The organism is Chromobacterium sp. INPA-IVC, assembly GCF_059047085.1.
On sequence record NZ_JBTNLS010000006.1, the window covers coordinates 113,131 to 134,748 of the forward strand.

The window sequence follows — 21,618 nt, forward strand, 5'->3', positions numbered from 1 at the left end:
CGACACGCGCCGCGCCGTTCAATGTAAACATCCTGTCCAAATGTATTGAAATATTCGTAAAAACAGATCACACCTGCAGAAAACGCTTGCCATGGCGTGCAACTAGAGGCACTATTCCCCCCGCAGGATGCTCAAGTTGTGTGATGTGTAGTTGTCGTAGTGGCAATAGCCGTACCTCAGTCGCCATTTCCCTTGATCTTCGTGCCTTTTATTCAACTGCTCGTTTTGAGGAATTTAACAAAATGGCAACCGGCATTGTTAAGTGGTTTAACGACTCCAAAGGCTTTGGCTTCATCACCCCGGACGAAGGCGGCGACGACGTATTCGCTCACTTCTCCCAGATCAACGCCAAGGGCTTCCGCTCCCTGTCTGAGCAACAGCGCGTGAGCTTCGACATCGTCGAAGGTCCGAAGGGCAAGCAAGCCTCCAACATCCAGCCCATCTAATCTCTCTCGAGAGATCACTTGGCAGTGATGAGAAAACCCGGATTCGTCCGGGTTTTTTGCATTCTGACCGAGCAGATCCGCGCCACTGCCATCGGAGCCCGCATGTCCGACAACCACGAAACCGTGATCGCCGCCACCCTCGAGTGGGTGGAGAAAGCCGTGATCGGCCTCAATCTGTGCCCGTTCGCCAAGTCCGTATACGTGAAGAACCAGGTGCGCATTCAGGTCAGCGAAGCCGCCAATCCGCAACAACTGGCTGAAGAGCTGGCCGCCGAGCTGAAGCTGCTGGCCGACACCGACCCGCAGGAAATAGACACCACGCTGCTGGTGCACCCGAATACGCTGTCCCGCTTCCTGGATTTCAATGAATTCCTGGATATCGCCGACGCCATCGTCGAAGACCTGAATCTGGACGGCGTAATCCAGGTGGCAAGCTTCCACCCCAAGTTCCAGTTCGACGGCACCGGCGTCAACGATATCGACAACTACACCAACCGCTCGCCCTATCCGACGTTGCATCTGATCCGCGAAGCCAGCATAGACCGCGCGGTGGAAGCGTTTCCGGAGGCCGAGGCCATCTACGAGCGCAATATCGAAACGCTTCAAAAGCTGGGCCTGGCCGGCTGGAAAGCGATATTCGCGCCCAAGCCGTCCGAATAAGACGCGCCGCCAAACAAAAAGCGCAGCCCCATGGCTGCGCTTTGTCGTTTACGTCCCCGCCTCAACGCGGATAACGGCCTTGCTTGTCCGCATAGAAGGCCTGGATTTTGGGCATGTCCGCGGCGATATCGCCGCTAGGCTGAAACAGCGGCCCGAAACCGCCCTCCTTGCGCCCATAGTCCAGGTAGGCCAGCGCGATCGGCACGCCCGCGCCGCAGGCGATGTGGTAAAAACCGGTCTTCCACTCCTTCACCGCCTTGCGCGTGCCTTCCGGCGGAATCGCCAGCACCAGCCTGTCGCTGCGCTGGAACACGTCCACCATCTGCTGCACCAGCGAATTGTTCTGATGCCGCATCACCGGCACGCCGCCCAGCCAGCGCATCACCGGCCCCATCGGCCCCTTGAACAGCGTGTGCTTGCCCATCCAGTAGATCTTGGCGCGGGCGGCGAAGCACAGGCCCAGCGTAATCGGAAAGTCCCAGTTGCTGGTATGCGGCGCGCCTATCATCACGTACTTGTCCAGCATGGGAAACTCGCCTTTCAGCTTCCAGCCGCAAAGCTTGAGCATGACGATGGACAGCCAGCGAAACAGATCGCGGACGATTGGGGTATCGAAAATGGTGAAATGCATGACTGCCCTGTTGCAACGGCGCGGTTCCGCGCGCAAGGGCGGCCCATGGCGCGGCCCTGCGTCGGGACAGCGCCAAACACGTGGAAGGCGCTGAATGTACTAAATGAAACACTAACAGTAAAGACCATAGCGCAAACCACCCGTCGCCGCCTGCGTCAATCTATAACAATCAGTAACATACCGAACGGAACTGTCGCCGACGACGACTGCCAAAAACCTATATCTCACCCCTGTAGGACCTTGATAATGAACACAGCCAAGACCAGCCTGAAACTCGCCGCCGCCGGACTGATCGCCATCGCCACGCTCTCCGGCTGCGCCAATATGTCGCATCGCCAACAGAACACTGCCATCGGCGCCGTCGGCGGCGCTGTACTGGGCTCCGTGCTTACCGGCGGCAGCGCCCTCGGCACCGTAGGCGGAGCCGCCGTCGGCGGCGTGATCGGCCACCAGACCGGCCGTCACTAAGCCCAGGCGCACATAGAGAGCCAGCTCAAGCGCTGGCTCTTTTGTTTTAAGGCCCGCACCCCTATCATCCTGATGGAATCCACACCGGGCCAAGCCATGAGCCAAACCATGAACTGGGAGAGCCTGCTCTCCACCCGCCGTTTCAAGATCATCCAGGGCGAAGTGAAGGAGACCCGCACCCCGGCCACCCAAGAGGGCGGCTCCGGCCTGCGAACCGACTTCCACATCGACCACGACCGCGTGGTTTTCTCCAGCGCCTTCCGCCGCCTGGGCCGCAAGACCCAGGTTCACCCGCTGGCCCGCCACGATCACACCCATAACCGCCTCACCCACAGCGTGGAAGTCGCCAGCGTGGGGCGCAGCCTGGGCAACCGCGTGGGCGTGATGCTGGAACACGACGGCCTGTTGCCTGCCGGCTACACGCCGCACGATATCGGCGCCGTGGTGCAAGTAGCCTGCCTCGCGCACGACATCGGCAATCCGCCCTTCGGCCATACCGGCGAATACGCGCTGCGCGACTGGTTCCGCGACGAGCGCAACGCCCATTGGCTGCGCGCGCTGAACGACGCTGAAATCCGCGACGTGCAAACCTATGAAGGCAACGCCCACGGCCTCAGAATGCTGGCCACGCTGGAAATGTACAACGGCGAGGGCGGCATGCGCCTCACCTCCGCCGCGCTGGGCACGCTGATCAAATATCCGTGGACCGCCGACGCGCCGTCGGCTTACGAGCGCGACAAGTTCAACATCTACCGCACCGAGCTACCGTATTTCGAACGGGTAGCCGGGGAGCTGGGCCTGCTGCGCCATGGGCCGCTGCAATGGAGCCGCCATCCGCTGTCCTATCTGATGGAGGCGGCCGACGACATCTGCTACGCGATTCTGGACCTAGAAGACGCGGTCGAGATCGGCATCCTGGATTTCAAGGAATTCGAGACGCTGTTCTCCGGCTTCTCCGAACACGAGCGCGTGTGGGGCATGCACGATGTCCGCCAAAAGTGCGGCACCCTGCGCGGCGTGGCCATCGGCCGCTGCGTGACCGAAGTGGCGGAAAAATTCATGATGCACCACCCCTCGCTGCTGCGCGGCGAGTTTCCGGCCAAGGACCTGATCAATCTGTGCGATCCCGCCGTTCAGGACGCGCTGCTGCAAGCCAAGGATCTGGCCAGCAACAAGGTGTACCGCCACCGCACCAAATTGGTGACCGAGCTGGCCTCCTATCCCTGCATCGCCACCATCCTCAATGTGCTGGTGCCCGCGGTGCACGCCTTCGTCACCAAGGACGACAAGGAACTCACCCCGCGCGCGCACCTGGCGATGGGCCTGCTGGACGGCCATATTCAAAAAGGCGACAGCCTTTACCAGGCCTACATGAAGGTGCTGGACTTCGTCGGCGCCATGACTGACAACTACGCCGCCAACCTGGCGCGCGAACTGTCCGGCGTCGGCATTCTGTAGATATTCAGAGAAAGGCGACAATGACTCAGCCCGTTACCCGCTTCTGCCTGGTTCGCCACGGCGAAACCGACTGGAATCGCGAATACCGGCTGCAAGGCCATACCGACATCCCCCTCAACCACACCGGCCTGGAGCAAGCCAGCCAGCTGGCCCAGGCCTTCCGGCCCGACCACGCCTTCCAGGCGCTGTACGTCAGCGACCTGATCCGCACCCGGCAAACTTCCGCTCCGCTGCAAACCCGCCTGCAACTCAACGCCCACTACACGCCGCAGCTGCGCGAGCGCCATATGGGCGCGCTGCAGGGTCTTACCTATGCGGAAGCGGCCGAGCAAATTCCCGACCTCTACCGCCAGCACCAGGCTCGCGATCCGGACTTCGACCTGGAAGGCGGAGAAAGCCTGCGCCGTTTCCGCGCCCGCATTCTGGATGGGCTGGCCAGCATCGCCGCGCTGCATCCCGGCGAAAACGTGCTGATCGTCACCCACGGCGGCGTGCTGGACATCATCTACCGCGCCGCCACGTCCAAACCATTGGAAGACAAGCGCGACTTCCCCATTCCCAACGCCGCGCTGAATTGGCTGGACTATCAGGACGGCGGCTGGACGCTGCGCCGCTGGGCCGACGAATCCCACCTCAGCGGCGCGCTCGACGAAATCCAATAACCCAGCCCGCGGCGAGCGTCCGGAAGCGCCCGCGCCGCCGGGACTACACCCTCCACGCGCCGGCGGGAATTTGTTAGTCTCCGGTAAGAAAGCCGCCCGCGCGGCGACCAACCATCAAGCGCCCGGCAAGCCGGGCCGGACGACACAAGGACACCCGCCATGACCATAGAGAAAACCGACGCCGAATGGCGCGCGCAGCTGACGCCGGAACAGTATCGCGTGGCCCGCCAATCCGGCACCGAGCGCCCGTTCAGCGGCGAACACTACTTCCACAACAAGAAGGGCGACTACTTCTGCGTCTGCTGCGGCGCCCTGCTGTTCCATAGCGACACCAAGTTCGACGCCGGCTGCGGCTGGCCCAGCTTCTGGGCCGAAGCCGCCGGCGCCAACATCGCCCGCATCACCGACACCTCCCATGGCATGGTGCGCGTGGAAGTTCGCTGCTCGCATTGCGACGCCCACCTCGGCCACGTGTTCGAAGACGGCCCGGAGCCGAGCGGCGAGCGCTACTGCATCAACTCGGTGTGCATGAACTTCAAGGCGGAATAAGCTCATGCGCGCCCGCGCCTGGAATCTGGGATATTGCCTGATACTGGCATGCGGGGCGGCGCGCGCCGCCCCGCCGGTCAAGAACTGGTTCAACGACCCGTTCATCCAGGTGCGCAACCGGATAGCGGCCTGCCCGGTTCCTCTGGGCCCATTCGCCACCGAGGCGGAGATGAAACAGCAGGCGCATTCGCGCATCGAGCGCGGCACCAGCTGCTGGCTGGCCAAGCAATGCGCGAAGCCCAATGCCTATATGTACGACGCGGATATCGCCGCCGGCCTGCGGCGGCGCTTCGCCCAAAGCCGCCGCTTCGCCGACGCCAGCTTGTGGCTTACCGTGCAGCGCCGCTTCGTTTACGTGGAAGGCTGCGTCCGCAGCCGGAATGCCGCCGCAGGCATCGAAGCCTTCATCAAGCGGACTCCGGACGTGCAACTGGTGATTGCGAACATCACCGTTGGCTCCGGCAAACCAAATTACGCAGTCATGCCAGAGAGATAGCGAACCCCGCGCATCTGGCGCGTCTTCGCCTTGCATGCTCTTAAACGAGCCGGCTCGGTGGCTGGTGGACAATTGCCGCCGCCATCATCAGTCATTGCCGCCAAATCATGACGGCTGCCTCCCTCGATCACGCGCCCTCGCCAACCGCTTCCCTAAAACCTTCGCCCACCCCACAATCCAGAGATCACGCAAAACGAACCGGGCCGATGATCGCCCGACAATGACGGATACCCGATGCCTCTCCCCCTCAACCTGAACCTGCTGCGCTCGCTGGAGGCGCTGCTGGAAACGCGCAACCTCACCCGCGCAGCAGACAAGCTAGGGCTGACCCAGTCGGCGATGAGCCGCCACCTGGTGCAGCTGCGCGCGCAGTTCCAGGACCCGCTGCTGCTGCGCGAAGGACAGCGCTTCGTGCTGACCGAGCGGGCGGAAGAGCTGCGCCTGGGGCTGAAGACGGTGCTGGAGCAGGTGGAGCGGCTGTACCAGCCGCCGCAGTTCGATCCATCCATCTGCGCACGGGAGTTTTCCTTCGCCGGCTCCGATTACCTGGCCGAGTACATGCTGCCGGACATTCTGGACCGGGTGCTGCCGCAAGCGCCGGACATGCGCCTGAAGTTCCTCCCCTGGCAGGCCGGCCGCTTCGACATGCTGGTGGATGGGAGCGCGGACTTGGTTTCCACCATCGCCGACGAGGTGCCAGACAATATCTACGGCAAGTCGCTGGGCCAGGACCAGCCGATGTGCGTGATGGCCGACGACCATCCATTGCGGAACAAACCCGCGCTGGAGCGGGACGACTACCTGGCCTGGCCGCACGCGCGCGTCAGCTCCGCCAGCGACAAGGACGGCTTCGTCGACATCCAGCTGGCGCAACAAGGCCAGTCCCGCCAAGTCCGCATCGCCACGCCCTATTTCGTGTCGGCGCTGAGCATCGTCTCGCGCAGCCAGCTGCTGCTGACGCTGCCGGAGCACCTGGCCATCCGCTTCCAGCGCCAGTTTCCGGTGCATGCCAAGGCCATGCCCTTCATCGACTACACCTACCGCTACTGGCTGCTGTGGCACGGCCGGGCGGACAAGGACCCGGCGCACCGCTGGTTCCGCGGCCACGTGTTCGACGTGCTGCACCACTCCATCCACGGCGTCAGCAAGTATTCTGAGAACGCATAGCGGCTATCCGCCGATGGCGGTTCTGTCCGCCGCGCCCAGCTCATAGACTTTGTCCGGACTGTCATCAAACAAGGAGAAAGCTATGACCTGGACCACCTGGCTGCAATTCGCCGCCGTGTGCATGCTGGGCGCGATGTCGCCCGGCCCCAGCCTGGCGATGGTATTGCAGCAGACTGCCCGCGGCGGGCGCGGCGGCGGCCTGGCCGCCGCGATGGGACACGCGCTGGGCGTGGGCCTGTACGCGCTGGCCGCCGCCCAGGGGCTGGCGATGGTGATGGCGGCGCATCCGCTGCTGTTCAAGATCATCTCCTGCCTCGGCGCGGCCTATCTGATCTGGCTGGGCGTGCAGGGCTTGCGCGCGGCGTCCCGTCCGGCGCGGGCCGCCAGCAACGAAATCTCCGCCGCCGCGCCGACCTCAGCCTGGCGCGCCGCGCGCACCGGCCTGGCGGTATCGCTGTCCAATCCGCACCTGGCGGTGATGTTCGTCGCCCTGCTCAGCCAGTTCGTCACCGCCGACATGCCTGCCGGCAGCCAGGTGCTGCTGATCGTCACCGCGATGGGACTGGATTTCGGCTGGTACGCATTGCTGGCGTTGCTGATCTCGCACCCGTCCATCCTGAGCGGCCTGCACCGCAAAAGCCGGTGGATAGACGGCTGCGGCGGCGCGCTGATGCTGCTGCTGGGCCTGCGCATCCTGATGGTGTGACGATGCGGGGAAGAATGACGGAATGGGATCCGGAAGCGTTCGCCGCGCTGGCGTCGTGCCACGGCGGCGAGGTGCTGGAACACGGCAAGCCGCTGCGCTCGGCCCGGGAGGGCGCGGCCTACTTCGGCATCGCCATGGCCCAGACCGCCCCCACGCTGATCGTGGAGGCGGACGGCGACATCTTCGCCTGCATCCTGTCCGGCGGGCGGAACGGCGTGGACTGGGACAAACTGGCGCAAACGCTGGGCCGCGGCCAGGCCCGGCTGGCCAACCGCCGCCGCGTGCGGGAGATCACCGGCTGCGACGCCGGCGCGGTGCCGCTGCTGGGCCTGGATCTGCCCTGCGCGATGGACCGCTTGCTGCTAGCCCACGACTTCGTCTACGGCGGCGCCGGCGATCCGCTCAGGACGCTGAAGATCTCTCCCCGCGCCCTGGCGGAACTGAACCGCGTGTCGATCTGGTACGAATGACGCCGCGGTTTACAGCTGTTCCCTGAAAAAGGGGATCAGCTTTTCCAGCGCCAGCGCCACCGGCTCGGGACGGTCATACAGATCATAGTGCGACCAACCCTCGATCACCGCCAGCTGTTTGGTCTTGGACGCCGCGCGGCCATGGATTTCGCAGCTGTCGCGGTAGGCGCCGAAACCGCCCGGCTTGTCACCCGTCACCACCAGCAGCGGCTGGGTCAGCAGCAGCTCGGCGTGGGCGAAGGCGTCCCAGGCCATCGCCGCGCTGTTGAACGAAAACAGCCCGCTGGTGGCGCCGTTGGGCTGGCTGCCGCGCGGCGACTTGTAGTAATCGGTGGCCTCCAGCGCGTCGATGTCGGCGACGCCGGCGCTCATCGCGGCCTCAAGCGACGGCGGCAGGTAGTTGATGACATGCCGCGCTTCGCCGCGAGCTTCGGCGGTGCGCTGTTCGGCCATCGCCTGCAGCGCGCCGATGGGATCGAAGTTGCTGAAGGCCTCGCGGCTCAGCCTGCCGAAATTCACCCCGGTGATCGAGGCCAGCGCCCGGATGCGGCGGTCGCTCATCGCGGCGTTGATGGTGTAGCCGCCGCCTCCGCAGATGCCGATGGCGCCGATGCACGCCGCGTCGACATAGGGCAGCGTCACCAGGTAGTCGATGGCGAAGCGGATGTCGGACACCCGGATCGACGGGTCTTCGATGAAGCGCGGCTCTCCGCCGCTCTCGCCCTGGAAGCTGGCGTCGAAGGCGATGACGACGAAGCCCTCGCGGGCCAGCGCAGCGGCGTAGACATTGCCGGCGGTCTGTTCCTTGCAGCTGCCTATCGGATGGGTGCTGACGATGGCCGGATAGCGCCGGCCTTCGTCGAAGTCCGGCGGCAGGTATAGATCCGCCGCCGAGCTCCAGCCCAGGTTGCGGTAACTGACTTTCTTGATGCGGCTGTCCGCCATGATGCTCTCCCGGCCTCCGGCGCTTGTCGCGCTTGCAGGCCTCTTGCGTTTGAAGATGGACGGGCAAGCGCCTGTCCATGGTGTTTTCCCAAGCCGAACAGCAGGTCCGGCATCTGTGAATGCATGGTAGGGAGAGCATTGATATTGAACAAGACCACAATAACGACTACAGTGCTAAGCTGAAATTTACAATCAAGCTGCCATGGACCCTACGCTGCTTCCCTCTCTGGCCTGGTTCGCCCATGTCGCCCATCACCGCAGCTTCACCCGCGCGGCCGCGGAAATGGGCGTATCGCGCGCCGCGCTGTCGCAAAACCTGAAGGCGCTGGAGCAGAGGCTGAACGTCAAGCTGCTCTACCGCACCACCCGCGACATGTCGCTGACCGAGGAAGGCCAGCGGCTGTACGACACGTTGTTTCCGGCGCTGTTGTCGATCAAGGCCGCGGTGCGCGGCATAGGCGAAAGCCGGGACGAGCCGGCCGGCCTGCTGCGGGTCAATACATCCAGAAGCGCAGCCAAACTGCTGGTGGAACCGCATCTGGCCGAATTCCTGGCGCGCCATCCCAAGCTGAAGCTGGAGCTGATCATGGACGACGGCCTGGCCAACATCATCGCCGACGGCTGCGACGCCGGCATCCGCCTGGGGCAGAGCCTGGCCGAACACGTGACCGCGGTGCCGATTTCGCCGCGGCTGGAAATGGCGGTGGCGGCCTCGCCGGACTACTTCGCCCGCCACGGCGAACCGGCCTCGCCGGAAGATCTGGCGCGGCACAACTGCGTACGCTTCCGCCACACCACCAGCGGCGCCATCTTCCACTGGGAATTCTCCGCGCCGGGCGAGGCCGGCCGGGACTTCACCGTGGAACCGCTGGGCAATTACACCACCAACGACGACGAAAGCATGATCCGCGCGGCCTTGCAGGGCGGCGGCCTGATCCAGCATCTGGATCTGGCGCTGCGGCCCTATCTGGCAGACGGCAGGCTGGTCCGCGTGCTGCGGCCATGGTGTCCGCCGTTTCCCGGCTTTTACCTCTACGTGCCGTCGCGCGCGCAAATGCCGCCCCGGGTGCGGGCCCTGATGGATTTCCTGATCGAAAAACGGGACGCCCAGCCAGCCCGGAATGGCTGAATCGGAGAGCCGGCCGCGCCGATGTGCGATTCCGCTTGCATCCAGCGCGGCGCTAGCGCGAAATGGGCGTTTCGCCCCTCATGGACTCCGCCGATGAAAACTGCCCTCCTTTGCCTGGCCCTGCTCGCCGCCGCGCCCGCCTTCGCCGATACCCAGACCCTGGTCATGCTGCGCCATGGCGAAAAGCCGGACGGCGGCTACGGCCAGCTCAGCTGCAAGGGGTTGAACCGCTCGCTGGCGCTGATCAAGACCCTGCCGGCCAAATACGGCAAGGCGGACCAGATCTACGCGCCGTCCACCGCCAGCCAGAAGCGCGACCCGGCCGGCACCTTCAACTACATCCGCCCGCTGGCGACGATAGAGCCCACCGCCATCGCCCAGGGCCTGCCGGTGAACACCGCGTTCGACATGCTGGCGATAGACGGCCTGCGACAACAGCTGGTCAATCCGCTGAGCCACGGCAAGATGGTCTACATCGCCTGGGAACACAAGCAACTGCAGGCGCTGGCCGCCGACATCATGCGCCGCTACGGCGGCAAGGACGGCGCTGCTCAAGTGCCAGTCTGGGGCAAGAACGATTTCGACAGTCTGTACGTGATCGACATCGATTACGGCAAGGGCAAGCCCGCCGCCCGCTTCCGCCGCGACAGCCAGGGCCTGAACGATCTGCCCGACGCCTGCCCCGGCGCGTGAGACGCCGAAAACCATCGCCCTTGACTTGAAGTTAACTTCAACTTTCATCATGACGGTTCTTACCGCTACAAGAGTTTTCCCATGCAGCCATCCGTCAAAAATAAAAGTCTCTTCAGCCAGGGCAGAACCGCGGCCTGCATCGGCGGCATCGCGCTGATCTCGCTGCTGGCCTTCGAATCCATCGCCGTCGCCGCGGCCATGCCCGCCGTCGCCGCCGCGCTGGGCGGCCTGGATTACTATGCGATCGCCTTCGGCGGCACCCTGGCCACCTCGGTAGTAGGCATGACGCTGGGCGGCGAAATCTGCGACCGCTACGGCGCGGCCCGCTCCGCCTGGCTGGGCCTGGCCGCCTTCATCGCCGGCCTGTTGGCGGCGGGCGCGGCTTCCGACATGTCCATGCTGGTGCTGGGCCGGTTGATGCAGGGCCTGGGCTCCGGCCTGCTGGGCGTCGCCATCTACGTGGGCATGTCCCGCGCGGTGCCGCCCGCGCTGCATCCCAAACTGTTCGCGATGTTCGCCGGCGCCTGGGTGGTGCCCGCGCTGATCGGCCCCGGCATCGCCGCCGGCCTGGTCCACATATTCGGCTGGCGCGCGGTGTTCCTGGCTGTGGCGGCGCTGGCGCCGATCGCCGGCGCGCTGCTGCTGCCTGCCCTGAGCCGGCAGGAAAAACCGGCCGGCGCCGCCAAACCGATGCGCTGGCTGCGGCTGGGCTGGAGCCTGCTGGCCGCCGGCGGCGCGCTGGCCCTGCACGGCAGCAGCCATCTGCCGCAAACGCAGTACATGCTGCCGACGCTCGCGGTCGGCTTCGCGCTAGCCTTTTTCGCGGCACGCCGCCTGTTGCCCGCCGGCAGCCTGCGCGCCGCCGAAGGACTGCCCTCGGTGGTGGCGATGCGCGGCCTGATCGCCGCCGCATTCTTCGCCAGCGAGGCCTTCATTCCCTTGATTTTGACCACCCGCTACCACTGGAGCCTGGGTTCGGCTGGACTGGCGCTCACCGCCAGCGCGCTGATGTGGAGCATGGGCAGCGCCACCCAGGCGCGGCTGCACGGCGAAGCCGCCCGCCGCCGCGGGCTGACCCTAGGCTTCGCGGCGATGGCGTCCGGCCTGTCCTCCGCGCTGGCCGCGGCGGCACTGTCGCTGCATGCGGGATGGGTGGTGGCCGGCTGGGCGGTGACCGGCCTGGGCATCGGCCTGAGCTTCCCGATGCTGTCGGTGCTGACGATGAAATTGTCCCGGCCGGACGAGCAAGGCAGCAACGCCTCCGCGCTGCAATTGAGCGACGCGCTGTCGTCCAGCATCGCGCTGGCGCTGGCCGGCATGCTGATCCACGCGCTGGCCCGGCCGGCCGCGCCGCCGGACGCGCTGCCCATCCTGGCGATGTCGGCGCTGCTGGCGCTGATCGGCGCCTGGGTCAGCCCGCGGGCGTTCCCGCGCGGCGCGGCCGGACAAGCCGACGGCGCGGACCTGCCGGTCCGGCATCAGCATTAAGACCCGGCCATTCGCCAAAAAAAACGGGCGCCGACAGCGCCCGCTCCGCCTCACAGCGCCTGCGGGTCGATGTCGGCGACGCTGCCGAACACGTAGTCCGGCTGGTAGGGGAATTGCTCCATCGATTCGCGGCTGGACACGCCGGACAACACCAGCGCGGTGCACATGCCGGCTTCCAGGCCGCCGACGATGTCGGTGTCCATGCGGTCGCCTATCATCACCGCCTCTTCCGGATGCACGCCCAGCTTGCGGGTGGCCAGCATCATCATCAATGAATTGGGCTTGCCGACGATGTAGGGCTTCTTGCCGGTGGCGGCCTCTATCGCCGCCAACAACGTGCCGGCCGCTGGCTCGTAGCCGCCGCCCTCGATCGGGTCGATCATGTCCGGATTGGTGCCGATGAACTTGGCGCCCTGGTCGATGAAGCGCACCGCCTTCTTGATCTGCTCGAAGCTGAAAGTCTGCGACTTGGCCACCACCACGTAGTCGGGGTGGGACTCGGAGATGGAAAAGCCGACGTTGTACAGCTCGTTGATCAGGCCGGCCCCGCCCACCACGTAGGCGGTGGGCATCGCCTTGCGGGTCTGGCTTTTCAGGAACATCGCCGTCGCCATCGCGCTGGTGATGAAGTTGTCCTCGGTCAGCCCGCCTATGCCCAGGCTTTCCAGTTTCAAGCGCAGATCCAGCGGCGTCTGCTCGGCGTTGTTGGTCAGAAACAGGAAAGGCGTTTTGGTGTCGATCAGAAGCTGGATGAATTCGCGCGCGCCGGGAATCAGCTGCTTGCCGCGGTAGATCACGCCATCCATGTCGGAAATGATGCTTTTGCTCATACGGTGTATCCAGAACACGAGTGCCGGTTGCGCGGGCACGATCGCGGGCCGCGGCATGCCGCCGCGACCGGAACAGCATAGCACGGGGGCAAGATGGCCAGATTGCGCCGGCTACCCCGCAATCGCCATCCCGCAAGGATATTGCGCGAAAACAAACATGCGAACGATATTTATTCGTTAAAAACGAAAAAACCATGGAACAAACAAAACTTTTCACATTCAGACCGTCTGTTCGGCATGCAACGGCGACTCGGTTTCAGACAGGATCGGAACCGGCATCCGCCATGCGCGCCGGCATTTGTTCATCGCTTCAAATAAAGATGCAGTGTCTCGTTCGGCGAGGCTCCTATGCAAACACAGGTCACTGATCTGACGACGTCGAGAGACGCCCAAGGTTAGGACAGGCTTTATCGGATTAAGGTTTAGCCCAAAGTGACTTCCAACGGATACGTTGCATAGTGCCAAAACCTAGACGCGGAGATCGCTTCCTGCACTCTCCTCCTGGTTGTCGCCCCCATTGAGAACTGTTTGCGGTTCAAACAGCTAAACGGGGAGTTTCTCACCATGACTTACGTAGCAAGCCACACCCTCGCCGCCGGCAACGCGGCGGAAATCAAACTGAAGGAAACCGTCGCCTCCTACATGAGCGAATCGCTGATCACGCTCAGGCGCGACATGAGGGCCGGCGACGCCCGCGCCCACATGTTGGGCCAGTTGCGCGACGACGACGTGCCGGCCCAGATCTTCGTCACCGACGACAGCGGCTTTCTACACGGCCGGCTGTCGCTGAAAACCCTGCTCACCGAGAAGGACGACGCCCGCCCGGTGTCCGCGCTGATGCAGCCCATCGATTACTCGGTCGAACCCGGCCAGCTGCGTCGCGATGTGGCGCCGGAGCTTCAGGAAAAGTCACCCGACACCGTGCCGGTGGTCAGCGGCGGCAAACTGGCCGGCGCGCTGTACGAGCGCGAGATCGCCGTGTTGATCCGCGACGAGGAGACCGACGACGCCCAGCGCCAGGGCGCCAGCCTGCCGCTGGACACGCCCTACCTGGAAAGCAGCCCCTGGGCGCTATGGAAGAAGCGCCTGCCCTGGCTGCTGCTGCTGTTCGCCGCCGAGGCCTACACCAGCACTATCTTGCAGGTATTCGAGGAACAGCTGGAGGCGGTGATCGCGCTGGCCTTCTTCATTCCGCTCCTGATCGGCACCGGCGGCAACAGCGGCACCCAGATCACGTCCACCCTGGTGCGGGCGATGGCTGTCGGCGAGGTGGGGCTGCGCAACCTGGGCGCGGTGCTGCGCAAGGAGGTGACCACCTCGGTGATGATCGCGCTGGCCATCGGCCTGGTGGGCTTGTTCCGCGCCTGGATGCTGGGCGTGGGCAACGAAGTGGCGCTGGTGGTGTGCCTGACGCTGGTGGCCATCACGGTGTGGAGCGCCATCGTGTCGTCCATCATCCCGATGGTGCTGAAGAAGATGCGCATCGACCCGGCCGTGGTGTCCGCGCCCTTCATCGCCACCTTCATCGACGGCACCGGCCTGGTGATCTATTTCAACATCGCCAAGCTGGTCATCACCGACCTGGCCTGATCCCAGCCCTTCCGCGCGGCCCCGATTTCCGGGGCCGTTTCTCATTGTTTCGCCGCCGGCGTCAGCCCAGCACGCTGGCGGCGATGGCCGCGTCCTGCGCGGCGACGCCGGTCAGATCCGCCAGCGTGATGTCGTCGTCGCTGCGCCGCAGGCGTGCGCCCCGCGCCAGCGCGTCGCCCAGCTCCACAATGCGGGCCGGGTCCAGCAAACCGGCCTTCACCGCGTGCGACAGCTCGCCAAAGGCCGCGCACTGCGCCAGCGAATCGGCGACCACCACGTCGGCCTCGGCCGCGATGGCCGGGTCCAGCTCCTGCTTGCCGAGGCCGTCCGCGCCCAGCGCGGTGATGTGGGTGCCCGGACGGATCCAGCCGCGCCACAGCAAAGGCTCGCGCGACGGCGTGGCGGCGATGATCAGATTCGACTCCGCCGCCGCCTCGCGCGGATCGGCCGCCGGCCGCGCGCGGAAGCCCAGCGTGGCGGCGTAATCGCAAAACGCCGCGGCCTGGGCCGGCTGCCGGCTCCACACGCTCAACTCGCGGCAGTCGGTCGCCGCCCGCACTTGCTCCAGTTGGGCGCGCGCCTGCTCGCCCGCGCCCAGCATCCCGATGCGCGCGACTTGCGACGGCGCCAGCAGCCTGGCGGCCAGCCGACCGGCCAGCGCGGTGCGCATCGTGGTCAGCCAGCCCTGATCCTGCAGCAGCGCCAGCACCCGGCCATCCCGAGCCGACAAGGCCAGCATCAGGCCGTCGTTGCTGGGCAGCCCGCGCGACGGATTGTCGTAGAAGCCGGTGGACACCTTGACCACCAGCGCCTCCTCGCCGGCGATGTGCGCGGACTTGACGCAGCAGTCGCCGTTGGCGTCGGCGAAGCGGAAGTTCTGCGCCGGCGCCGTCTGGACCTGGCCGCGCGAATAGGCGATGAAGCCCGCCTCCACCGCGGCCAGCGCCCGGTCCGCGTCAAAACGGGCGGCGATGGCCTCTCGGTCAAGCAGCAGCATGGCAAGCCTCCAGGAATGTCTCCAGCTTGATGTTGCGGCCGCACAGCACCACCGCCACCGGCTTGCCCTGGTAATGCTCGGCCAGCTGGATCAACCCCGCCGCCGCGACGCCGGCGGCGCCCTCGACGATCCAGCGCTCGGTCTCGGCCATCTTGCGCATCGCAGCCTTGATCTCGGCCTCGTCCATCAGCGCGGTGCGGCCTATCACCCGCCGCGCGATGGGCAGCGTGATGGCGCCCGGCTCCACGCCGCCGGCGGTGCCGTCGGAAATGGTGTCCAGCTCTTCCCATTCGACAACCTCCCCCGCCAGCATGCTCCGGTACAGCGCCTGGGAACCCCTAGGCCAGCAGCCGACGATCTCGGTCTCCGGGCTGACCGCCTCCAGCGCGGCGCCGATGCCGGAAATCATGCCGCCGCCGCCCACCGACGCGAACACCGCCGCCAGGCCCGGATGCTGCTCGGCCAGCTCCATGCCTATCGTGCCCTGGCCGGCGATGACGTCGATGTCGTTGTACGGCGGGACGAAGGGCAGCCCTTCCCGCTCGGCGCGCCGCGCCGCCTCCAGCTCCACTTCCAGCATCGGCGCGTCGATCACGACCACCTTCGCGCCGTGGGCGCGGATCGCGTCCAGCTTCATCGCCGAAGCCGCCGCCGACGCGTACACCGTCACCGGCACGCCGGCCAGCTTGCCGGCCAGCGCCACGCCCAGGCCATGATTGCCGCTGGACACCGTGGCCACGCCCAAACGGCGGGACGCCGCGTCCAGCAGCCGCATCTTGTTGCTGGCGCCGCGGAACTTGAAGGAGCCGGTATGCTGCAGATGCTCGCATTTCAGATACACCTCGCAGCCGGTCAGCGCCGACAGCACCGGGCTGCGGCTCAGCGGCGTGACGGCGACCTGCGGCCGCAAGGCTTGATGGGCGTCCGCTATGCGCGGGTACAAATCATTCATGGTGTCGCGTCCTGTCGGTTTGACCGGCGGCGGGCATGGAGGCCGCCGGGAGATGGGTGCTTGTCTCGGATAAATATAGACAAAAATTACAAAATAGACAATTAGTACAAAAAATGATCGATAGAAAGCGCCATGGCCTGCGCCAATTCTGACCAGAAAATTGTCGAATATCGGCGATATCAATAAGGTTTTCCGACCCAAGCGCCGTGTGCGACATGCAGGCGACGCTGTCCAGAATCGAGACAAACTGTCTATAATCTCAACCATCACTCCCACGCCACCGCCGCCATGCGCCGAACCACGCCCTCCCCGGCGAAAGACCTGCTGCTCAACCGCTACGCCCATATCGCCGACGGCGTCGCCGCCTTGTTCCACCCCTATGTCGAAGTGGTGATCCACGATCTGCACGACCAGACCGTGCTCCACATCGCCAACAATCTGTCCCGCCGCGAGCCGGGCGACGATTCCGCGCTGGAAGAGATACCGGGAACGGCGCGCGAGCGGATGGTCGGCCCTTATGAGAAGCTGAACTGGGACGGCCGCCGGATGCGCAGCGTCAGCGCGGTGCTGTTCGACGACCAGGCCAGGCCCGCCGGCATGATGTGCCTTAATTTCAATATCGCCGTGTTCGACGAGATGCGCGGCGCGCTGGACATCCTGCTCAAGGGCGCCGGCGTGCGCCCGCAGCCGGCCGAGCTGTTCCGCGACGACTGGCAGGAGCGGATCAACCTCTTCCTGCACGGCTGGCTGCGCGAGCGCGGCGCCAGCCTCAACACGCTGGGACGGACGCAAAAACGGGAACTGGTGGACGCGCTGCGCGCGGAAGGCGCGTTCGGCGGCAAGAGCGCGGTCAACTACGTGGCCAATGTGCTGGGCATGGGGCGCGCCACCATCTACAAACGGCTCAAGGAGCTGCGCGAAGGCGTGGACGGATAGCGGGCCGAAGCGGCCGAGCGCGGCGAATTTCCCCTGCCGCGCCGCCGTCGCGCATATACTCAATCTTGCACAGCGTCTGCGCTGATCGCAGCATTCCTTGCACTGAACGACCGATGCGCCTGTCCAAGATATTCACCATCGTCACCTTCGTGCTGTTCATCCTCGCCTGCCTGCCTCTGGCCTGGATCATCAACGGCGAATGGGCGGCGTACCATGCGGCCGACGAGGGGCTGGGCTCGATACAGATCGCCCATCTCGCCATGGTCGCGGTGGAAAAGATCTCCACTGAGCGCGGCCCCGCCAACGCGTTGATAGGCTCGCCTGCCGATGGCGGCGACCGGGAAAAGCTGCGTGTCGCCAGGCTGGCCAGCGACCGCGCGCTGCAAGACCTGGTCACGGCGCTGTCGCCATCCCGCTCCGCCTATCACCGGCAAGCCCTGGCCGCCATCCGCGTCGCGCGCCAGCGGCTGAGCGAGGCCCGGCACGACATGGACCGGACCATCGCCGATCCGGCGCCGACCGCTACCGAAATCATGGCGCCGATCCGGCGGATGTTCGACGTGGTACCCGTCGTGCTTGAAGCCGTAAACGCCCTATCCTTCCAGGCGTCCGGCATTTATCCGCAGCTGTCCAATCCGCTCAGCGGCGCCCGCCTGGCGACCGAGCTGCGCGAATACGCCGGCCGGCTGGGATCAACCCTGGTGCCGGCGCTGACCGAAAAACGGCCGTTGACGGAAACCGAGGCCCGGGAGGTGTTCATTCTGCGCGGCCGCATCGAGCAATTGCGCGGCACCATCCGCCTGCGCCTGAGCGTGCCCACGACGCAACCGGTCCAGCGGCAGGCCTTGTCGAGCATGGAAAGCCGCTATTTCCGCAATGGATTGGCCCGAGTGGACGACATTCTGCTCGCCAGCCGGCTGGGCCGGCCGTATGCGGCCACTCCGGCGGCCTTCACCGCCGCCTACATGCCCAGCCTGCACAGCATCGTCGAATTGCGCGACACCATGCTGTCGACCGCTGCCGACGAGGCCGCCGTCCAGCGGCTCACCGCCTTCCGCCATCTGCTCGGGGCCATCGCCCTGGGCGTGATCGCGCTGATCGCGCAGCTGGCGCTGTTCTCCTACATCCGCTGGCTGATCGCCAAACCGCTGCTGGCCGCGTCCAGACTGCTGTCCGACATCGCCGACGGCAGGCTGGACGCCGAACTCCCCGCCACCCTGCGCAAGGACGAAATCGGCGACGTGCTGCGCGCCATCGCCATCCTGCGGCGCAACAGCCAGGAAAAACGCGTGCTGGAGCAAGAACGGCAGCGGCTGATAGACGAGCTGACCGAGGTGTCGCGGATCGACTTCCTCACCGGCATCGCCAACCGGCGCGCGTTCACCCAGACCGCCGACGCCGAAATCGCGCGCGCCAGACGGACGGGAGAGTCGGCGACGCTGATCTTGTTCGACATCGATCACTTCAAGCAGGTCAACGATCAGCACGGCCACGACAGCGGGGACGCGGTGCTGGTCCATGTCGCCGCCATCATCGAGCGCATCTGCCGGGAGGACGACCTGGCCGGCCGTTACGGCGGCGAAGAATTCGTGGTGCTGGCCAGCCACGGCAACGCCTCATCCGGCGAAACGCTGGCCGAACGGCTGCGCGCGGGCATAGCCGAATCGCCATGCCCGCTGCCCTCCGGCCAGCAACTGGCGGTCACCGCCAGCTTCGGCGTCGCCACCCTGGGAGAGACGTCGGCCACGCTGGAGTCGCTGCTGCAAGCCGCCGACCGCGCGCTTTACACGGCCAAGCGGCAGGGCCGCAACCGGGTGGTGGCGGCCTGAGCGCGCGCGACGCCTCCGGCCCCATCCGGCCACATTTGGCAAATCTGCGCGCGGCGGCGAAAAGACTCGCCAAGAAATGTCCGGGAGTGCTTGGCATGATCTTCCGGTCAGGGAAACGCCCTGACTTTCCGGAGACAGAACATGCGAAGCCTTCCCCTCGCCGCGCTGTGCCTGGCCCTGGCCGCGGCGTTGTCGGCGCCGGCCCATGCCGCGCCCAAAACCTACAAGATGCCGCATCAGAGCAAGGTTCAGGCCAAACCCAAGCAACCCGCGCCGCCCAGACTGTGGCGCCAGCGCCCGCCGACCGACTTCCAGTCCCGCTACCATTTGCAGGACAACCGCACCGTGATCGGCCGGCCGCTGAAAAAGCTGGCTCGCCACGCGGCGACCCCGCAATGCCAGGACATGAACGCGATGGCCAGCCACGGCGGCGCCGACCTCGCCAACTACCTGGCCACCCTGCCCGACTACACCTGCGCCTACGGCCTGTTCGCGCTGGACAAGAATCTGGCCGCCACCATTTACAGCGCGGCCAACCTCAACGCCGTGGCAGGCCGCTTCGCCCAGGAGGCCGCGGCTTACAACGCGTCGTCGATGACGCTGGTCAACCTCGCGCTCTACCTGCGCGCCGGCTACTACCTGGCCAGCACCGGCACCCTGCCGGCGCTGGACGCCAATCTGCAGGCCGTGCTGCGCCCCGGCATCAAGCAACTGGCCGACGGCTCGGCGCTGTTCGCCGCCAACAGCCAGGCGCCGACCACCGCCAACGAGGTGATGACGTTGATCACCAATATGGCGGATGAGGCCTATTACCTGCCGTCCATCCGCTCCATCGTCCAGCGCTACACCAACACCGCGGCCAATCCCAATGCCGCGCAGGCGCTGCGCGAGACCACCGCCAGCCAGGGCTTCACCGGCGCGCTGACCGTGTTCTTCTACGCCCACGGCCGCGCCAACGCCGCGCCGCTGCTGCAGAACGATGGCAGCTACTCCGCCGCGCTGACCCAGTTCGTCCAGGCTGACAAGGCCAGCCTGCTGGGCACCGAAACCGCGTTCCAGCTGGGCGACGCCACCCGCGAGGGCCTGCGCTTCATGCAGTACCCGGCGCTGAAGCCGGCGATCAAGCCGCAGGTCAAGACCATTCTGGCCGGCAGCAGCATGACCGGCGCCGACAACGAGCTGTGGCTGGCGGCGGCGGAAGCGGTGAAGTATTACGACAACGCCAGTTGCGCCGAATACGGCACCTGCGATTTCGAAACCAAACTGGCCGACGCCATCCTGGTCAACCGCTACACCTGCAGCCCCACCATCCGCATCCGGGCCCAGGAAATGACCACCGACCAGATGCAAGCCTCATGCGCGCTGCTGCAGAAGGAAGAGTCGTACTTCCACCAGATGCTGCAAACCCGCAACCAGCCGGTGGCCAACGACAACAACACCTCGCTGGAGGTGGTGGTGTTCGACGACTACAACAATTACTCCAAGTACGCCGGCGTGATCTACGGCATCTCCACCGACAACGGCGGCATGTATCTGGAAGGCAACCCGGCCGATCCGGGCAACCAGGCCCGCTTCATCGCCCACGAGGCCTCGTGGCTGCGTCCGGTGTTCAAGGTGTGGAACCTGGAGCATGAATACATCCATTACCTGGACGGCCGCTTCGACATGTACGGCGACTTCTCCGCCGCCACCCAGCAGCCGACGGTATGGTGGATAGAGGGCCTGGCCGAGTACCTGTCGCTGCGCAACGACAACCAGACCGCCATCGACGTCGCCAAGACCGGCAACTACAAGCTGAGCCAGATCTTCGGCAACACCTACGACATGCCGGACTACGTCACCCGCGCCTACCGCTGGGGCTATATGGCCACCCGCTTCATGTTCGAGCGCCACCGCGCCGACGTGGACGCGATGCTGCCGCTGTTCCGCAAGGGCGACTACGCGGGCGGCTACATGGGCATGATGCGGCAGATCGGCAGCCGCTACGACAGCGAGTTCGCCGCCTGGACGCAAAGCGCCACCACCGCCGGCCAGCCGCCGCTGCCGCCGACAACCGGCCTGCCGGCCTGCAACGAGGGCTATCCCAATCGCCTGGGCAAGAATTGCTCGATCAGCAGCCTGTCCTCGTCCGGCGCCTACTACGCCGCCATCTGGATGCCGGCCGGCGCCCGCAACCTCAAGCTGTGGACCAGCGGCGGCAGCGGCGACGTGGACCTCTATGTGGCCATGGACCGCTACCCGACGCCCGCCAGCTACGACTACGCGTCGGCCGGCGCCGGCAACGAGGAGTCGGTGGCCATCGCCGCGCCGCAGGCCGGCCACTGGTACTACCTGACGCTGCAGGCGAAGCAGCCGTTCGCCAACGTCGCCGTCAGCGCCAGCTACGAGTAAGCGCCGCCGGTGAAACCAAGCGGGCCATGCATGACGCATGGCCTGTTTTCTTGCCGCCAGGCGGACCGCCAAGACTTGCAAATCGCATAGACATGGCGCATGGTACTTTCAATAAATGCCAATGT

The 21,618-nt window shown here is 65.6% G+C and carries 22 protein-coding genes and 1 riboswitch; of the genes, 17 read left to right on the forward strand and 5 right to left on the reverse strand.

The features are described 5' to 3' along the window. Positions 1–242 precede the first annotated feature (242 nt). The gene (locus ACX17K_RS12275) at positions 243–446 is read left to right on the forward strand and encodes a cold-shock protein (RefSeq protein ID WP_021475250.1); all 204 of its coding nucleotides are present in this window, start codon (positions 243–245) and stop codon (positions 444–446) included. A 102-nt stretch (positions 447–548) separates the two neighbouring features. Further along, positions 549–1,106 carry a DUF1415 domain-containing protein gene (locus ACX17K_RS12280; RefSeq protein ID WP_493775015.1) on the forward strand — a complete coding sequence of 186 codons (558 nt, stop codon included), beginning with the start codon at positions 549–551 and terminating at the stop codon, positions 1,104–1,106. Positions 1,107–1,167: 61 nt separating this feature from the next. Here ACX17K_RS12280 and ACX17K_RS12285 read toward each other — a convergent pair whose 3' ends face one another. Next, on the reverse strand, positions 1,168–1,737 hold the full coding sequence (locus ACX17K_RS12285) for a lysophospholipid acyltransferase family protein (protein WP_493775016.1): 570 nt from the start codon (positions 1,735–1,737) through the stop codon (positions 1,168–1,170). A 246-nt stretch (positions 1,738–1,983) separates the two neighbouring features. On the opposite strand from ACX17K_RS12285, the gene ACX17K_RS12290 reads away from it, so the two are divergent. The 8 genes from ACX17K_RS12290 to ACX17K_RS12325 all read left to right on the forward strand — a co-directional run bounded on the left by ACX17K_RS12290 (position 1,984) and on the right by ACX17K_RS12325 (position 7,713). After that, entirely contained in the window at positions 1,984–2,205 is a 222-nt protein-coding gene (locus ACX17K_RS12290) for a YMGG-like glycine zipper-containing protein (protein ID WP_493775017.1), read from the forward strand. A gap of 96 nt (positions 2,206–2,301) precedes the next feature. Then, a complete protein-coding gene (locus ACX17K_RS12295; RefSeq protein WP_493775018.1) occupies positions 2,302–3,663 on the forward strand; it encodes a deoxyguanosinetriphosphate triphosphohydrolase in 1,362 nt (453 codons plus the stop codon). 20 nt (positions 3,664–3,683) lie between these two features. Then, a complete protein-coding gene (locus ACX17K_RS12300) occupies positions 3,684–4,325 on the forward strand; it encodes a histidine phosphatase family protein (RefSeq protein ID WP_493775019.1) in 642 nt (213 codons plus the stop codon). A 159-nt stretch (positions 4,326–4,484) separates the two neighbouring features. Continuing rightward, positions 4,485–4,874 carry a peptide-methionine (R)-S-oxide reductase MsrB gene (gene msrB / locus ACX17K_RS12305; RefSeq protein ID WP_493775020.1) on the forward strand — a complete coding sequence of 130 codons (390 nt, stop codon included), beginning with the start codon at positions 4,485–4,487 and terminating at the stop codon, positions 4,872–4,874. 4 nt (positions 4,875–4,878) lie between these two features. After that, on the forward strand, positions 4,879–5,370 hold the full coding sequence (locus ACX17K_RS12310; RefSeq protein WP_493775021.1) for a BON domain-containing protein: 492 nt from the start codon (positions 4,879–4,881) through the stop codon (positions 5,368–5,370). A 234-nt stretch (positions 5,371–5,604) separates the two neighbouring features. Continuing rightward, the gene (locus tag ACX17K_RS12315) at positions 5,605–6,537 is read left to right on the forward strand and encodes a LysR family transcriptional regulator (RefSeq protein WP_493775022.1); all 933 of its coding nucleotides are present in this window, start codon (positions 5,605–5,607) and stop codon (positions 6,535–6,537) included. A gap of 82 nt (positions 6,538–6,619) precedes the next feature. Next, positions 6,620–7,243 carry a LysE family translocator gene (locus tag ACX17K_RS12320; RefSeq protein ID WP_231151848.1) on the forward strand — a complete coding sequence of 208 codons (624 nt, stop codon included), beginning with the start codon at positions 6,620–6,622 and terminating at the stop codon, positions 7,241–7,243. A gap of 14 nt (positions 7,244–7,257) precedes the next feature. Continuing rightward, positions 7,258–7,713: an aminoacyl-tRNA deacylase gene (locus tag ACX17K_RS12325; protein ID WP_493775023.1), complete on the forward strand. Its 456-nt coding sequence runs from the start codon at positions 7,258–7,260 to the stop codon at positions 7,711–7,713. 9 nt (positions 7,714–7,722) lie between these two features. Here the strand turns inward: ACX17K_RS12325 and ACX17K_RS12330 are convergent, their stop codons facing one another. Then, positions 7,723–8,658, reverse strand: a complete 936-nt coding sequence (locus tag ACX17K_RS12330; RefSeq protein ID WP_493775024.1) for an alpha/beta hydrolase — start codon at positions 8,656–8,658, stop codon at positions 7,723–7,725. Between the two features lie 202 nt (positions 8,659–8,860). Between ACX17K_RS12330 and ACX17K_RS12335 the strand changes: the two genes are divergently transcribed. From ACX17K_RS12335 to ACX17K_RS12345, 3 genes are all read left to right on the forward strand, one after another. Then, positions 8,861–9,787 carry a LysR family transcriptional regulator gene (locus ACX17K_RS12335; RefSeq protein WP_493775025.1) on the forward strand — a complete coding sequence of 309 codons (927 nt, stop codon included), beginning with the start codon at positions 8,861–8,863 and terminating at the stop codon, positions 9,785–9,787. A gap of 93 nt (positions 9,788–9,880) precedes the next feature. Next, a complete protein-coding gene (locus tag ACX17K_RS12340; RefSeq protein WP_493775026.1) occupies positions 9,881–10,480 on the forward strand; it encodes a hypothetical protein in 600 nt (199 codons plus the stop codon). An 81-nt stretch (positions 10,481–10,561) separates the two neighbouring features. Further along, positions 10,562–11,968 carry an MFS transporter gene (locus ACX17K_RS12345; protein WP_493775027.1) on the forward strand — a complete coding sequence of 469 codons (1,407 nt, stop codon included), beginning with the start codon at positions 10,562–10,564 and terminating at the stop codon, positions 11,966–11,968. Between the two features lie 50 nt (positions 11,969–12,018). Here the strand turns inward: ACX17K_RS12345 and ACX17K_RS12350 are convergent, their stop codons facing one another. Next, positions 12,019–12,798, reverse strand: coding sequence for an HAD-IIA family hydrolase (locus ACX17K_RS12350; RefSeq protein WP_021476393.1), 780 nt, complete (start codon positions 12,796–12,798; stop codon positions 12,019–12,021). A 322-nt stretch (positions 12,799–13,120) separates the two neighbouring features. Continuing rightward, positions 13,121–13,285, forward strand: a riboswitch (M-box (ykoK) riboswitch). A 77-nt stretch (positions 13,286–13,362) separates the two neighbouring features. On the opposite strand from ACX17K_RS12350, the gene ACX17K_RS12355 reads away from it, so the two are divergent. After that, complete coding sequence (locus ACX17K_RS12355; protein ID WP_493775028.1) at positions 13,363–14,388, forward strand: magnesium transporter; 1,026 nt, start codon at positions 13,363–13,365, stop codon at positions 14,386–14,388. A 61-nt stretch (positions 14,389–14,449) separates the two neighbouring features. On the opposite strand, the gene ACX17K_RS12360 is transcribed toward ACX17K_RS12355, so the two are convergent. After that, the gene (locus ACX17K_RS12360) at positions 14,450–15,385 is read right to left on the reverse strand and encodes an ornithine cyclodeaminase family protein (protein ID WP_493775029.1); all 936 of its coding nucleotides are present in this window, start codon (positions 15,383–15,385) and stop codon (positions 14,450–14,452) included. Continuing rightward, complete coding sequence (locus ACX17K_RS12365) at positions 15,372–16,337, reverse strand: threonine/serine dehydratase (protein ID WP_493775030.1); 966 nt, start codon at positions 16,335–16,337, stop codon at positions 15,372–15,374. The genes ACX17K_RS12360 and ACX17K_RS12365 overlap by 14 nt, the downstream gene beginning before the upstream one ends. 288 nt (positions 16,338–16,625) lie before the next feature. Between ACX17K_RS12365 and ACX17K_RS12370 the strand changes: the two genes are divergently transcribed. The 3 genes from ACX17K_RS12370 (at position 16,626) to ACX17K_RS12380 (ending at position 21,493) form a co-directional block, all read left to right on the forward strand. Next, positions 16,626–17,273, forward strand: a complete 648-nt coding sequence (locus ACX17K_RS12370; RefSeq protein WP_493775031.1) for a helix-turn-helix transcriptional regulator — start codon at positions 16,626–16,628, stop codon at positions 17,271–17,273. A 113-nt stretch (positions 17,274–17,386) separates the two neighbouring features. After that, entirely contained in the window at positions 17,387–19,102 is a 1,716-nt protein-coding gene (locus ACX17K_RS12375) for a GGDEF domain-containing protein (protein WP_493775032.1), read from the forward strand. 141 nt (positions 19,103–19,243) lie between these two features. Next, positions 19,244–21,493, forward strand: a complete 2,250-nt coding sequence (locus tag ACX17K_RS12380) for a M9 family metallopeptidase (RefSeq protein ID WP_493775033.1) — start codon at positions 19,244–19,246, stop codon at positions 21,491–21,493. Positions 21,494–21,618: the final 125 nt, after the last annotated feature.